Genomic DNA, 14,249 nt, shown 5'->3' with positions numbered 1-14,249 from the left:
TCGTTCTCAAAATCGGTGGAGCTGCATGACAAAGTCATCGGGCATTATCTGAACATAAAACACTATCAATAAGTTGGAGTCATTACCTATATTTCGTTCTTTTTCCCAGCAATCAATGTATTCCCCTACGATTGGATCAACAGGTTTGGTGAAGGCCGTGCTGGTTTTGTTCACGGGGACATCCAGCAAACATATCCGAGAGCCGCCCTGATGTTCATCATTTTGCCAGCGTATACAGCCTGTTCGCATCCGCAAAATTTCATCACGACGCAACCCACCAAACAGCCAGAGAACACATAATGCACGAACCATAGAAAATGGGTAGCGATAGTAAAGTTGTTCACCATAATGCAGATCCTGCTCCTGCAGGTTCAACCCTGCCCAGACAAGTTTACTCCATATATCATCAGCAACGACTCTTGGTGCAGGGCCAATACTGGCCCGGATAGCGCGGGGTAAACGGAACGTTCTGACAGGATTAAATCGGACGATAATAAGCCCCCATTCCTGAAGGTCTCGAAAAAAAACTCTGATAGCCTGTAAAATCCCCGCCCGTGCAGAGGCTGTCATTAACTGGCCTATTCGATTCTGATACATATGGCGCGGTTCAGACCACTGGCCTATTTTCATTTGACACACTGCAGCTACGTATTCAAGTGCGATGTCCCGGCTCCAGTCTGCAGGAGAATGTATATCAGGGTGAGTGGCTTTCAGCCAGCGCCCACACTGCAGGATGCGGTACCATGTACTGAGTTCAGATGATGGTGCTTTAATAGCGGTTTTACGCCAGCGTTCACACCATCGCAACCATTCTTCCGGAACGTTACTGGTTGCACGATATTCCCCGTGAGGCCGTCTGCGCTCAAGAATACGATGGTCAATGCCCGCTGGGAACAGCCCCATCGCAGCAAATATCCTTGACAAGGTGGCCGCAGAGCGACGCATATAAACAGGCCCGTAAGTTATTACTCGCTTAAGTGTTTCCAGTTCCAATTTTTCAGGATCAACCTGCCGCTGACAAAGCATAGACAGCAGTAGCGCATTACGAATGTTATTGTCAGCAGCGACAAAGCCGAGGCGCTGCATGTTCTCCTGAAGCTTGTTTACCGCCGCCTCTGTCGCCGGGCGGCCAAAAACTTTGACAGAAAGCCGATAATGATAAAAGCAGCCAGCCGCCTCAAGTCGATTAAATCCGCACAGTAACCAAGCAATCGCGAGGACATACTGTCGACAATTACCACAGCTGCCATATTTTTTGCGAAATACCTCTTCACTGCTGCACAGCACTTCGAGCCAGTCGTCCTGGGTCCATGACCAGTAGTTTTTTTCCAGCCGGTGCATTTCCAGAATGATGTCATGAATTGCAGAATTGGTTGTTGTGGATGCGGCATTCATCCACTTTAATGCTGCTCTGAGTGGAATTATCAGGCGAGAAAGCCTTTGTCTTACACAGTTCGACCAGTTTTGTTTATGACGTCCAACAACATACTGAGCCAGCTTTATCAAAGTATCTCGTTCAATCGGCTGTAATTCGGGAGAACAATCCCAGTCAGGATCAGGTTGCCATACTTCGTAGTCAAAAGGGGCTGGCGCATCATATTCAGTTTTCATTGCCATCCGTATTGTCCCCCTTTAAATGGTGTAACCGATGTTCATGTATCGACGCCATACCTGCGTTAAATTTTTCCGTAAGATCACGCGCACTAAGATGGATATAAAGTAACGTTGACTGGATACTCTGATGGCCGGCAAACGTAGCGATCTCATGAATATCCCAGTCAGCTCTGGCGAGATCGGTCAGACATAGATGTCTGAAGGTATGCGTACTCAATTGGGGTAGCCCCGCCTGCATTGCCAACGACCTTACGATCTTGGACCAGGTCCACCGGGTTATTGGCGCAGTTCTGTTGCGACAGGAATAAGAAAGAAACAGTGGGCCACGGGAAGTATTTAATTGTCGCCGTTCTGCTAACCAGAGGAAATATAACTCTCCGGTTACGACAGAATAGGGCACAACCCGACCTCGCTTAGTTTTTGTCGTTTCAGCCCGAACTGTTAGCAAGCGACGAGAAGGGTCAATATCGCCGGTAGCAACGGAGCACAACTCTTCCCGGCGCAGGGCACAGTCGTACGCAAGAGATAGCATAAAACGATTACGTATTGTGGTCTGGCGGGCTGCGATAAGTAAGTTTTCCCAGTCACGGTCACTCGGTATCCATGGCAGGCGTCGCTGTGCCTGAATGAGCCCCCTGCGCCCACCTCCGCCAGGATGCCAGCTGCCTCTCATAACGGGGTTCAGTACTATTAATCCTTCTTCTCGCAGGTAGTCACAATATAATCGAACGATAGTGAGTCGATGACGAAGGCTGGCAGCCGCCAGATTGCGGGAGATATTAAGATGCCGAACATACAAAGCCAGGATCTCCCGGCTGGCTTCTGTAGGGCTCACATCATTCTGGCGACAAAAACGCAGCCAATCATCGATCCCACGGGCATAAGCTTCAACCGTATTTGGCGCCTTCAGCAAACTTTCCTGTAAGCATAACCAGCGAAAAGCTGTAGGCTCAGCCATCATGTAAGGTAAAGATGCCAGCAACGATGCACGCATACACTTTCCTTCCGAGTCAGAAAGCACAACCTAAGGATAGTCAATTCCAAATAACATATAAGCCAAACGGCTGGGTATAAAGATGGGAACCCCCTGGTTCCAGCTCAAAGAGGCGCAGTTTCCTGAAAAACTGTACGTTTTTTCCAGCAACTACGAGCTCTACGCGAGCCTGAGTAACCGTGTGGTCGCCCTGCTGGAAGAGCTGTCGCCCCGCGTCGAACAATACTCAATTGACGAATGTTTCCTGGATGCCCGAGGAATTGGCCACTGTATGGATCTGGAGGATTTTGGCAGGCAGCTGCGTGGGCATGTTCTCAGTGGAACCGGACTGACGATCGGTGTCGGCTTCGGCGCCACAAAAACACTGGCCAAATCGGCGCAGTGGGCGTCAAAGGAATGGCCACAATTCAGTGGGGTGCTGGCGCTGTCGCCCGAAAATCCACGCAGAACGGCAAAATTACTCAGCCTGCAGCCGGTGGAAGAAATCTGGGGCGTGGGGAACCGGATAGCGAAAAAGCTGCACGTTATGGGGATCACCACTGCCCTGCAGCTGTCGCTGACGAACCCCACATTTATCCGGAAAAACTTCAACGTAGTGCTGGAGCGCACGGTACGTGAGCTGAACGGCGAGAGCTGCATTTCGCTGGAGGAAGCGCCGCCGCCGAAACAGCAGATTGTCTGCAGTCGCAGCTTCGGGCAGCGGATCACCACCTACGAAGAAATGCGCCAGGCCGTCTGCCAGTATGCCGAGCGCGCGGCGGAAAAGTTGCGCGGTGAGCGACAGTACTGCCGGCATATCAGCACCTTCATCAAGACGTCCCCTTTTGCGGTTAATGAGCCGTATTACGGTAACGTGGCCACGGAAAAACTGAACACCCCTACCCGTGACACCCGGGACATTATCGCGGCAGCGGTCAGGTCTCTGGACAGGATCTGGCTCGATGGCCACCGCTACGCAAAAGCGGGGATAATGCTCAATGATTTCAGTCCGAACGGCGTCGCGCAGCTGAATCTGTTCGATGACGTGCAGCCACGGCCGCACAGCGATGCGCTGATGAAGGTGCTCGACGGCATTAATCATTCCGGACTCGGGAAAGTCTGGTTTGCCGGACGGGGTATTGCGCCGGACTGGCAGATGAAACGGGAGATGCTGTCACCGGCATATACCACCCGCTGGAAGGAGCTGCCGGTTGCCCGTTTCTGACCGTCGAAATGACAGACGGGACTTGCTGCAAGAGCTTACTTTACCGATCATACAGATGACTTGTCTCAGGGGGGAACCATGACAAATATCATTCTGTGTGATGTGACTGCCAGCATCAGCGAACTTAAAAACGATCCGGTGGCCACCGCCAGTGCCGGCGGCGGCTACCCGGTCGCGATTATTGACCGCAACCGCCCTGTTTTTTATTGTGTGCCCGCGGCTCTGTATGAACAAATGCTCGATGCGCTGGACGAAAAAGACCTGGTGCAATTGATCACAGAACGTCAAAACCAGCCGCTGCGTGAAGTGGATCTCAATCAGTATCTGTGATGTGCTCCGGTGCGAGGAGCAAGGAATGTATTAAATCAATGTTAAGGAACAATATGGGTAGCAAAATCGCAGGTGTGGTTTTCTTATTCTTCACTATCTGGGGAATGGCTTCAGTGATTGAATTGCAGTACTGGCGTAACGCTGATACCTATCCTGTCTGGCTGACAAAACATCTCCGGATCTCTCCCGAAAATAACGAAAAGAGCCTGATAAGGATAGGAATGGAAACCTTTGACAAGGTATGTGGTGATAACAGGGGCCTCCTTGCCGTCACCCAAAAACAAAACGGTATGTTTATGCGCTGTGATGATTCCCCCGGATTTTTTTCATGGTTCAGCGGCGTTTACAAAGTCAGTTAATCAGATAACGTGTTGGACTTTCAATATGTTACCCACACGGTTATCCCCCGTTACTGTGGATAATCAATATATTGTGTCTCAGACAGCTGCTTTTTCTACCATATGTTGTGTCCCTGATATCCCCTCGGACGGCGTGACAAACGACATCACACTGGAGACGCTGATGACGGGACCATGTTCATCCAGGGTCGTAAGAACGGCCGGGACTGGTTACCGGCCGGACGAAGGACCGGCCAACGCGCAGCGGCGGCAGCTGGTTTTAAAAATGCTGGCGGAAATTTAAAATTAAGCCGCACACCCCGCGAAATTTTGCAAATTTCACTCAACATGCTTCGTTCAGATCCCAACAGAGCTTTCACCATCACCTGTAATAGCCGCCCTGCTGCGTGATTACTCCGCTCAACAGGTTGCTGGCGACAAGCCAATACCTGTTCGTGACAGGCATTGCTTAACCGTTGTCCCAAACTAATAATGTGCCGACGATGCAGGTGGGACCGTGGTCCCAGGCCGATAAGCTGACCGGCGATGCAGGTGGGACCGTGGTCCCAGGCAGGTAAGCTGACCGATGACGCAGGTGGGACCGTGGTCCCAGACAGATAAGCTGACCGATGACGCAGGTGGGACCGTGGTCCCAGGCAGATAACCTGACCGACGACGCAGGTGGGACCGTGGTCCCAGTCAGATAACCTGACCGATGACGCAGGTGGGACCGTGGTCCCAGACAGATTACCTGACCGGCGATGCAGGTGGGACCGTGGTCCCAGGCAGATAAGCTGACAGATGACGCAGGTGGGACCGTGGTCCCAGGCAGATAAGCTGACCGACGATGCAGGTGGGACCGTGGTCCCAGGGAGATAACCTGACCGGCGATGCAGGTGGGACCGTGGTCCAAGGCAGATAAGCTGACAGATGACGCAGGTGGGACCGTGGTCCCAGAGAGAATATTCAGGCCAGTTATGTTTTCTGGCCTGTGAGAAAGGAAATGAAGTAAAGGGAGATCACCGTAGAATAATGCGTGTCCGCATCAGACTCCTGGTTTCTCAAGCTCCTTAAGAATGGCTTCTATTTTCTCTATACACTCCGCAGGAATGCGGGACTTATCCAGGTTAAGCACCATTTTATCGCCCTTATACAATGCTGTTGCCCCTGGAGCAAACTGATGACGTGAGCTCAGATTAACTCTTGATGCGGGAGATTGTTTCAGTACGGATGTTAAAAGACTAATGACCTCTTCAGCTTCAAAGATTAGTCCCGCTTTCTTCTGATCGTGGAGAGTCTCAGCCTGCTGCTTCAGTAATTCTTCTTTATCTGCAAAAGCCTTCTGAAGGGCTTCACCTGACCGGGCAGACAGTTCTCCAGGATGTGCAAACAGGGCAACAACGGATTTAGGCAGTTTGGCCGTATTAATACAGCGGGTAATGATCTTACGAGAAATGTTTTCCGCATCGGCAAGCGCAGAAATATTTCCTGCAAACTCATTCTGCAGCCGGCTTGTATAACGCAGGCCACGTTCATAAGCACTCGTCGGCCGATAATCGTTACCCAGTCGGGACAATGCAGCCATCTGCTCATCGTCCAGTTCACCAACCAGAACGCGATAATCACTTTCCGTCAGGATTGCGGCTTTACGGCGACGGCTGCCGTCTGCAATTTCTATGACATCAGAAACCCGGCGGCCGAAAGCTGGAGTCTGCTGACCGGTCAGTAAAAATGAAGGAATGAGATCATCCAGAGCATCTTCGGTAAGTAGTTCCTGATCGCGCTCATTGCCTGACCATACGCGTGAAGCGCTCTCAACAGAGTCTCCCCGGAGCACCTCAAGGGTAAATTTTACTTCCCGTCCACTTACCGGAAGAGAGATTGCATTACCGCGGGCCATAGCACCCACGCGCGCAATTAATGAATCCACCATCGGCGCGGCCGGCGCCGGTGATGAAGTATCTTCAGTCGATTGAGTATGTGTGGTATGTCTTGGAATGACAGGAGCACGCTTCATTATCTAATCTCCCAGCGTGGTTTAATCAGACGATCAAAAATCTCATTGCAAACAGGCTCCCAGATAGAGAGGGCATTACGCCAGGCACCGGTTGAAGAACGTTGATCAATAGCCTGTTCAAAAACGGTTCTCATACGGATCTGACCTTTGCCGACTTCATCCGTTTCGCGCACAACATTTTTAAGGACCATGCTTCCCCAGGCATCCCGAATTTGTTCTTCCATCCACGGGGACTGCGAGCCATTATTATTACTGTATTTGGTAAGCAGAATACGGACATCTGGCTCGAAGCCTTTAAGATCCACGTTCTTAAGCAGGTCACGAAGCATATCGAAAAACTGCAGTGCGGAGGTGTAGTCGAACAGCTCTGCCGGAGTAGGGACAATCAGAACATCAGCAGCGCATACAACATTTATCGTACCGATACCAAGGTTGGGTGCGCTGTCGATAACTATCACGTCATAATCATGAGCGACAGTTTCAATGGCCAGACGGAGCATCAGGTGCGGGTCAGCAGGTAATTTGCCTTCGTCAAATTTCCCCATCAGCTCGGTTTCAATGCGGTGCAGTGCCAGACAGGACGGGATGATATCAAGGCCAGGCCAGCAGGTGGGCTTTATAGCGTAGCTGGCGTCATCCTTTTCCCCAAGATAAAAGGGCAGGAGAGTGTCCTCAGCATGAATATGAAGATCGGGCACCCATCCGTGATACATAGAAGCAGTTCCCTGTGGGTCATTGCCTTCAACAAGCAGAACACGGAGTCCTTTCAGAGCAAGATCCTGAGCCAGGTGAACGGATACTGAGGTTTTGTAAACACCACCTTTGTGAGCTGCAACGCCAATCACCGGCGGAAACGCATCTTCAGCACGGCGCAGTCGTGTACCAAATACATCCCGCATGTGATTGATTTGTTCGATGGTATAACCAACGCGTTGCTCAACTCTCCCACGGGTTTCCATATCAGGGTGCGGCAGCCGGCCAGCTTTCTCGGCATCCCTGATAGCCTGAGATGACACGCCAACTAAATCTGCCGCTTCACCAATCCTCCAGCGCCGGGTTATTTTCCGGGCTTCCGGACTGTCATCATTAAACTGTGCAATGGCGATTGCTTTCGTCATTTCATGACCAGCACTTATGCACTGGTTGAGTGTATCCATGAGTCCCATACTGAACATCCTTTAATCATCACTTTGCATTATTTTATTAAATCTTGGAATTTATTGCAAAGCAACAATAAAATCGCAAAGTGCACGAAAAAGTGCAAAGTGAACCACATTGGGTAATGAAAGAACGCAGGGGATTACAAAAGAGTACATACCGCAGTCAATATTAATCACTGCCGCTCGCCGCAGTAAGCGATCTCACACAGTGAGAAAGCGGCGAGGAAGCGGAAAATCACAGAATTCACAGATTGCACGTACGTCGGGTTGCTAAAGATGGCTCGGGATCAGCCAGTTATAATGAAATTGACTGCGGTATGTAATATATTGACTATGGTATGATGCTTACCGCATCTGTGTCGAGGAAGAGGAAAGACGACTCAGCATACCGCAGTCAATGTTTCATTGTTGTACCTGTAGATCTCAATCTTCCAGAGCGTATTCAGGAAAATAAGGCCAGGGTTCTGGATATCTGGTGTGGCGCTTCCGGGCTTGTATCTGGGTTATTCATGGTCTCGATCCAATAATTGATCCCAAGGAGATCATAATGAGATCCAAAAGAGATCCCCGGATCGCTCCAGCATGCGCTGTAACTGGCTTTAACGTCTGTCTGGATCGACTGTGGAATGTAAAATGTTGACTGTTATATGCATAATCTAATACTGTGATATGCAACGGTATTTACTGAGGTATGTATATCCGTTGACTGCGATACGTATTACTACATCCTTTTGTGGATAACCGTTGAGGATCAAGATGACGAGCGAAAATAACAGCTTACTTCTGAACCTTCAGGAGGTTGATAAGACAACCGGTGAAGTTGTTAAGCTGGATGTCAACAGCACCAGTACCGTGCAGCCAGTAGCGCTCATGAGACTCGGTCTCTTCGTCCCAACTCTGAAATCAACAGGGAAGAGCAAGGCGAACCGGAAAAACGTTACAGACGCGACTGAGGAGCTTGTACAGCTGTCCATTGCCAAAAGCGAAGGATACACTGACGTTAAGATCACCGGTTCGCGTCTTGATATGGACACGGATTTTAAAGTCTGGCTGGGGATAATTCGCTCCATGTCGGAGTATGGGGTAAAAAGTGACACCCTGGAACTGTCGTTCGTCGAATTCGTTAAGATGTGCGGATTTGACTCCCGTCGTTCAAACAAAAAAATGCGCGATCGCATCAGTAATTCCCTGTTTAAACTCGCCTCGGTTACGCTGAAGTTCCAGAGCGAGACCAAAGGATGGACCACACATCTGGTGCAGTCAGCCTATTATGACATCAACGAGGATATCGTTGAGATCAAGGCTGAACCTAAGCTGTTTGAGCTTTACCACATGGACAGAAGGGTACTGCTGCGGCTGAAAGCCATTGACGCCCTGCAGCGCAAGGAATCAGCCCAGGCGCTTTATACCTACATCGAAAGTCTTCCCCAGAATCCTGCACCTATTTCCATGAAACGGATGCGTGACCGGCTGAATCTCACCTCAAATGTCTATACGCAGAACCACACGGTACGTAAGGCGATGGAGCAGCTGCGGGATATTGGTTATCTGGATTACACTGAGTTTAAACGTGGCCGAGCCACCTATTTCAGCGTGCATTATCGCAACCCCAAACTCATCAGTGGTCCTGTGAAGGTTCCGCGCAAAGAGGAAGAAGAGAAGGCGCCAGAGCAAAATTATGACGAAGTCATTAAGGCGCTGAAGGCTGCTGGCATCGATCCCCTTAAACTGGCCGAAGCTCTCTCAGCGATGAAGCCAGAAAATTGACTGCGATATGCATAACATGACTGCCGGATGCCGCTAAGGACATTCCATTGACTGTGATATGCATCACGCATACCGCAGTCAATATGTGTTCTCCATCATGTCTGCCATGATCGAACAATATTGACTGTCATATGTGATTTCAGGCCGTGATACGCAGATATTGACTACGGTATGCGGGTTTAACGGCGATATTCCCAGGTCTGTGCACTGCTCCACACGTGTTAACATGCCACAGTCAATTTTTCAGTAAAGCTCTATACCCCTTACGAAAATCTCAATCGGATGCTGAGACGGTCATGTTACCTGACGGTATCCGTTCCCCTGTGTATTGCAGGTTTAGCCCGGCAGGATGAGACTGCAGCTGTCTGTATAACCCGGCGCCAGCTTCACACTGCTAAATGCGAACAGGAGACCGATGGCAGAAGGGAGTGAGCCACAGGGGTGAATGACTTTCGCAATTAACGGGATGATTCACTGAGCTTTCAGGAAACAATACACTGTGGGATGTACGGCCTGTGTCCTGTCTTGTCTGCGGTATGTCGATGCCTGCAGGCTTGCAGGTCACCGTGCAAGACCACGGCTGTTCAGTCATCCGAATGATGTCCTGGTGTGCTGGAGCAGGGAGGGGCACTGAATGCGCTCTGCTCCTGTATTTCGTATTAGCGGAATACAGGACGTCATGCCAGGGCCGTCAATCTCAGCCGGCCGGGGGCAGGGAGCGAAGGATCTCCGCGGCATCTCGCCCATCACCGGTAAAGGGAACGGCCAGGGTGGCAGCCATGTCCAGCGCAAATACCCGGGTATAGACTTCCATCGAGCGCGGATCCTTATGCCCGGCCAGTGCCTGGATGACCTTCCTGGGCTGCCGGTGATAAAGCATGTGCATAATATAGCTGTGACGGAAAGTATGCGGCGTCACGGGGATCGAAAAATGCACGCCGTCAGCTTCAGCCCGCTTCACCGCCTGTTTCAGCCAGTTGCGCATTGTCTCATCCGTGACCGGCCATAACGGCTCACGCCGGCGGGGGCGGGTGGTGACCATCCAGCTTTCCATCTGACGCACAAAACTGGCATCCGTCAGCGGTACCAGACGCACTTCATCTTTTGGCGGCCGGCCACGACGTGCCCGCACTTTTTCCGACAGCACCCGAACAAAAGGGCGCAGACCATCCAGGTCGAACGATTCCGGGGTGAGCGTCCGGGCTTCACCGATACGGATCCCGGTATTCCACATGGTGGCGAACAACATGTGGTGACGCTGGTCAGGCATATACCAGAGGAGGGCGCTCACTTCCGGCGCCAGGAGGTAAGCCGGCGTGGCACCTGTTGAGGTGGCCATCCGCCGGAGTGCCACCGCGGTCGCAAAATCAACGCCCGGGGCGATCGGCAGCAGGGAGACGCGTTCTGGTGAATTCTGCAAGGGAATGATGCTGTTCATGAGTTATTTTTCACGTAGCGCACGCACTGTTTATGGATACAGGTATTTTGCACCTGACGGGCCGATCCTGCCATGACAATAAATCGCAGCGCGCGGATCCTTTTGTTGTCTTATCCCGCATTATTGCGGGTAAAACCAAATACGTAAAGGATCCTTTTTCTGCTCAGATCCTCCATGAAGCCAGTAATGACGCGGGTTGATGGCTGTTTTACGGTTTTTGGGAGAATTGGAGTAATGCCAGGATGTACATGTTAGGCAGGAAAAAGAAGAGAAGAGAGCGCTACGCGATTTCCGGCCTGGTACACCCGGCTTTGTTGAATAAATCAGATTTCGGGTAAGTCTCCCCCGTAGCGGGTTGTGTTTTCAGGCAATACGCACGCTTTCAGGCATACCTGCTTTCGTCATTTTGTTCAGCGCTCGTACCAGGGCCATAGCCTCCGCAACCTGACCATCGTAGTCACGCAGCGTCAGTGAACCCCCGAACAGCTGTTTTACCCGGTACATCGCCGTTTCCGCTATCGAGCGACGGTTGTAATCTGTTGTCCATTTCCACCGCGCATTACTCCCGGTCATTCGCTGATTAGCCACTGCACGGTTACGGTCTGCATATTCACCGGGCCAGTAACCCGCACCTTTTCGGGGAGGGATAAGCGCGCTGATTTTCTTACGCCGCAGTTCATCGTGACATAGCCGGGTATCGTAAGCGCCATCGGCGGCGGCTGACCTGATTTTCCGGTGGGTTTGCCGGATTAACCCGGGGAAGGCCTCTGAGTCCGTAACGTTGTTCAGCGACAGGTCAGCGCAGATGATTTCATGTGTTTTACTGTCAACGGCGAGATGCAGCTTACGCCAGATACGGCGGCGTTCCTGGCCATGCTTTTTGACTTTCCACTCGCCTTCACCGAAGACCTTCAGCCCGGTGGAATCAATTACCAGGTGTGCGGTTTCACCCCGGGTGGGCGTTTTGAAACTGACATTAACCGACTTTGCCCGCCTGCTGACACAGCTGTAATCCGGGCAGCGTAGCGGAACGTTCATCAGAGAAAAAATGGAATCAATAAAGCCCTGCGCAGCGCGCAGGGTCAGCCTGAATACGCGTTTAATGACCAGCACAGTCGTGATGGCAAGGTCAGAATAGCGCTGAGGTCTGCCTCGTGAAGAAGGTGTTGCTGACTCATACCAGGCCTGAATAGCTTCATCATCCAGCCAGAAAGTTATGGAGCCACGGTTGATGAGGGCTTTATTGTAGGTGGGCCAGTTGGTGATTTTGAACTTTTGCTTTGCCACGGAACGGTCTGCGTTGTCGGGAAGATACGTGATCTGATCCTTCAACTCAGCAAAAGTTCGATTTATTCAACAAAGCCACTTTTGCTTTGCCACGGAACGGTCTGCGTTGTCGGGAAGATACGTGATCTGATCCTTCAACTCAGCAAAAGTTCGATTTATTCAACAAAGCCTGTCCGGCCTGAGCATCAGTGATTATCTTAAGCAGAACGGCACGGGCCATAACGCCTGAAAGAAATTTGCGTTATTTGTAAAATTAAATACTAGGGACGCCTCAGGATATAAAAAACTAATGACGAAACAGGAATGGATTTTACGACTACGGCGCTGTACATCGAAGGAAACCCTGGAAAGGGTAATAGAAAAAAATAAATATTCTCTGTCAGATGATGAGCTTGAGCATTTCAATGCCGCGGTTGATCACCGGCTGGCGGAGATGACGATGGGAAAGTTGTATGACCGGGTACCGCCAGGTGTCTGGAAATTTGTGAAATAGAACAGGTGACCTTATGAGTTACGGCTGGCTCTTCGAAAATTCGGATGATGACATTTCGGGTTATAATCATATCAATCTGGAACACCTCCCTCCGGAGCTAAAACAGGTTGCTCTCCAGATAGTACAAAATCAGTTTGATCGTGATACTGCAGAGAAAAAACTGGCAGAATTAATCCAGCAACTCGAGTTTGATATAACTGCAGCAGAACTGTCAGCATATCTTTTTAAACCGGGCCATGCCTGACGGCTAACCCGGTAGCGATAATAGTGGAGACCGACGGAGGGCTTCACTTTGGCCGCGGGATCAGCGTCCTGCGGATGGTTTCCATCAGAAGTTGATAGTGCACAGACGGGCTTTTATCCAGCCGCAGACCGTTCTTCCAGCATTCATCCGAAAATTGTTCCGCTTCATTACAGGTACGATCTTCAGGCTGCCGGCTCTCAAGCCAGCGAGTCTGTACTTCTTAATCTGTTCTGTTCATTAACTTAGTCCTTGCCTCGTTAGGGGATGACATCCCTGATTGTGCTGTCATGACACGACAAACACATCAACTTATGTTACGAAATCTATTCAAGTAACTGATATTTAACATAAAACGCATTATCGGTACTTTGAAGTGTATAGCATTTGCTATACGTTCGTGTTGTGTTATTCTTGTATATCAATTGCTATACAAGAGAGGTGTGTATGAAATCAGATGTTCAACTCAACCTAAGAGCTAAAGAGTCTCAGAGAGCACTCATCGATGCTGCTGCAGAGATCCTTCATAAATCGCGAACCGACTTTATCCTGGAGATGGCCTGCAAGGCTGCGGAGAATGTGATCCTTGATCGCCGTGTTTTCAATTTTAACGACGAACAGTATGCAGAGTTCATCGATATGCTCGATGCACCAGTCGAGGATGAGCCCGCCATTAATAAACTACTGGCAAGGAAACCTCAGTGGGACGTATAACCACGCCCGAGCCGTTATCCAGCTCTCATCAGCTGGCTGAGTTCGTCAGTGGAGAGACAGTCCTCGATGAATGGCTAAAACAGAGAGGTTTAAAAAATCAAGCTCTTGGCGCTGCCCGAACGTTCGTTGTTTGCAAGACGGGTACGAAGCAAGTAGCTGGTTTTTACTCTTTGGCCACCGGTAGCGTTAACCATACGGAAGCGACAGGTAGTCTTCGGCGTAACATGCCAGATCCTATACCGGTGATTATACTCGCTCGCCTGGCGGTAGATGTCTCATTGCACGGAAAAGGGGTTGGCGCCGATTTACTCCACGATGCAGTGCTACGGTGTTATCGCGTAGCTGAGAACATTGGGGTTCGTGCGATAATGGTTCATGCGCTTACTGAAGAAGCCAAAGGTTTCTATGCTCACCATGGATTTAAGGCATCACAAACTCATGAGAGGACTCTGTTTCTAAAGCTTCCATGACTGGTTGCTGGAATGGGAAAGTAGCTGGTTACCTTCTTAACATATTGATTTTTATGTTATTTGTTTTAATATTTAACATAATCCATCTTATGCGCACCAGTATTGTAATGGCTCAATAGTAATGTCCGCCTGTGGCTCAATTCAGATGTCCGCGCTATGGTAAGCTTCACTGGTCCGTTTAA

The 14,249-nt window shown here is 50.4% G+C and carries 13 protein-coding genes and 1 pseudogene; 9 read left to right on the top strand and 5 right to left on the bottom strand.

Translation table 11 applies throughout. The features are described 5' to 3' along the window. Positions 1-72: IS1 family transposase (locus tag OGV85_RS06290; protein WP_004200914.1), on the top strand; the 72-nt coding region annotated here is incomplete at its 5' end. Positions 73-1,600: 1,528 nt separating this feature from the next. Here OGV85_RS06290 and OGV85_RS06285 read toward each other — a convergent pair. Continuing rightward, positions 1,601-2,608 (bottom strand): tyrosine-type recombinase/integrase, encoded by a 1,008-nt coding sequence (locus tag OGV85_RS06285; RefSeq protein WP_008325196.1) that lies wholly within the window; start codon positions 2,606-2,608, stop codon positions 1,601-1,603. A gap of 61 nt (positions 2,609-2,669) precedes the next feature. Here OGV85_RS06285 and umuC point away from each other — a divergent pair. The 3 genes and pseudogenes from umuC to OGV85_RS06270 all read left to right on the top strand — a co-directional run. Then, positions 2,670-3,812 (top strand): annotated as a pseudogene (umuC, locus tag OGV85_RS06280) (translesion error-prone DNA polymerase V subunit UmuC); the annotation flags it as partial. Positions 3,813-3,890: 78 nt separating this feature from the next. Further along, a complete protein-coding gene (locus OGV85_RS06275; protein ID WP_004118488.1) occupies positions 3,891-4,142 on the top strand; it encodes a type II toxin-antitoxin system Phd/YefM family antitoxin in 252 nt (83 codons plus the stop codon). A 53-nt stretch (positions 4,143-4,195) separates the two neighbouring features. Further along, positions 4,196-4,501 carry a hypothetical protein gene (locus OGV85_RS06270; protein ID WP_008325193.1) on the top strand — a complete coding sequence of 102 codons (306 nt, stop codon included), beginning with the start codon at positions 4,196-4,198 and terminating at the stop codon, positions 4,499-4,501. A 1,024-nt stretch (positions 4,502-5,525) separates the two neighbouring features. Here the strand turns inward: OGV85_RS06270 and OGV85_RS06265 are convergent. Together OGV85_RS06265 and sopA are read right to left on the bottom strand one after the other, a co-directional pair. Further along, positions 5,526-6,497: a ParB/RepB/Spo0J family plasmid partition protein gene (locus OGV85_RS06265; RefSeq protein ID WP_004206785.1), complete on the bottom strand. Its 972-nt coding sequence runs from the start codon at positions 6,495-6,497 to the stop codon at positions 5,526-5,528. Further along, positions 6,497-7,663: a plasmid-partitioning protein SopA gene (sopA, locus tag OGV85_RS06260; RefSeq protein ID WP_000523812.1), complete on the bottom strand. Its 1,167-nt coding sequence runs from the start codon at positions 7,661-7,663 to the stop codon at positions 6,497-6,499. Before sopA ends, OGV85_RS06265 begins: the two co-directional genes overlap by 1 nt. Positions 7,664-8,413: 750 nt before the next feature. Here sopA and OGV85_RS06255 point away from each other — a divergent pair. Further along, positions 8,414-9,424, top strand: coding sequence for a RepB family plasmid replication initiator protein (locus OGV85_RS06255; protein ID WP_000200070.1), 1,011 nt, complete (start codon positions 8,414-8,416; stop codon positions 9,422-9,424). Between the two features lie 697 nt (positions 9,425-10,121). On the opposite strand, the gene OGV85_RS06250 is transcribed toward OGV85_RS06255, so the two are convergent. Continuing rightward, on the bottom strand, positions 10,122-10,862 hold the full coding sequence (locus OGV85_RS06250) for a tyrosine-type recombinase/integrase (protein ID WP_001515717.1): 741 nt from the start codon (positions 10,860-10,862) through the stop codon (positions 10,122-10,124). A gap of 363 nt (positions 10,863-11,225) precedes the next feature. Continuing rightward, on the bottom strand, positions 11,226-12,194 hold the full coding sequence (locus OGV85_RS06245; RefSeq protein ID WP_023307223.1) for an IS5-like element IS903B family transposase: 969 nt from the start codon (positions 12,192-12,194) through the stop codon (positions 11,226-11,228). A gap of 244 nt (positions 12,195-12,438) precedes the next feature. Between OGV85_RS06245 and OGV85_RS06240 the strand changes: the two genes are divergently transcribed. The 4 genes from OGV85_RS06240 (at position 12,439) to OGV85_RS06225 (ending at position 14,067) form a co-directional block, all read left to right on the top strand. Further along, entirely contained in the window at positions 12,439-12,642 is a 204-nt protein-coding gene (locus OGV85_RS06240; protein ID WP_004213596.1) for an HHA domain-containing protein, read from the top strand. Between the two features lie 13 nt (positions 12,643-12,655). Beyond that, the gene (locus OGV85_RS06235) at positions 12,656-12,886 is read left to right on the top strand and encodes a hypothetical protein (protein ID WP_023307222.1); all 231 of its coding nucleotides are present in this window, start codon (positions 12,656-12,658) and stop codon (positions 12,884-12,886) included. 444 nt (positions 12,887-13,330) lie between these two features. Then, on the top strand, positions 13,331-13,597 hold the full coding sequence (locus OGV85_RS06230; protein WP_003026799.1) for a type II toxin-antitoxin system TacA family antitoxin: 267 nt from the start codon (positions 13,331-13,333) through the stop codon (positions 13,595-13,597). Next, positions 13,585-14,067, top strand: coding sequence for a GNAT family N-acetyltransferase (locus OGV85_RS06225; RefSeq protein WP_003026803.1), 483 nt, complete (start codon positions 13,585-13,587; stop codon positions 14,065-14,067). Before OGV85_RS06230 ends, OGV85_RS06225 begins: the two co-directional genes overlap by 13 nt. The last annotated feature ends 182 nt before the right edge of the window (positions 14,068-14,249 follow it).

Source organism: Citrobacter sp. Cf132 (assembly GCF_030333885.1).
In the GTDB taxonomy this organism is placed as follows: domain Bacteria; phylum Pseudomonadota; class Gammaproteobacteria; order Enterobacterales; family Enterobacteriaceae; genus Citrobacter; species Citrobacter freundii.
Note: the sequence above shows the minus strand (reverse complement) of the source record. Positions and strands in the feature narration are given on the sequence as shown.

Coding starts and splice junctions, on each gene's coding strand:
- OGV85_RS06285 (WP_008325196.1), bottom strand. CDS start 2,608: ATGCGTGCATCGTTGCTGGCATCTTTACCTTACATGATGGCTGAGCCT.
- OGV85_RS06275 (WP_004118488.1), top strand. CDS start 3,891: ATGACAAATATCATTCTGTGTGATGTGACTGCCAGCATCAGCGAACTT.
- OGV85_RS06270 (WP_008325193.1), top strand. CDS start 4,196: ATGGGTAGCAAAATCGCAGGTGTGGTTTTCTTATTCTTCACTATCTGG.
- OGV85_RS06265 (WP_004206785.1), bottom strand. CDS start 6,497: ATGAAGCGTGCTCCTGTCATTCCAAGACATACCACACATACTCAATCG.
- sopA (WP_000523812.1), bottom strand. CDS start 7,663: ATGGGACTCATGGATACACTCAACCAGTGCATAAGTGCTGGTCATGAA.
- OGV85_RS06255 (WP_000200070.1), top strand. CDS start 8,414: ATGACGAGCGAAAATAACAGCTTACTTCTGAACCTTCAGGAGGTTGAT.
- OGV85_RS06250 (WP_001515717.1), bottom strand. CDS start 10,862: ATGAACAGCATCATTCCCTTGCAGAATTCACCAGAACGCGTCTCCCTG.
- OGV85_RS06240 (WP_004213596.1), top strand. CDS start 12,439: ATGACGAAACAGGAATGGATTTTACGACTACGGCGCTGTACATCGAAG.
- OGV85_RS06235 (WP_023307222.1), top strand. CDS start 12,656: ATGAGTTACGGCTGGCTCTTCGAAAATTCGGATGATGACATTTCGGGT.
- OGV85_RS06230 (WP_003026799.1), top strand. CDS start 13,331: ATGAAATCAGATGTTCAACTCAACCTAAGAGCTAAAGAGTCTCAGAGA.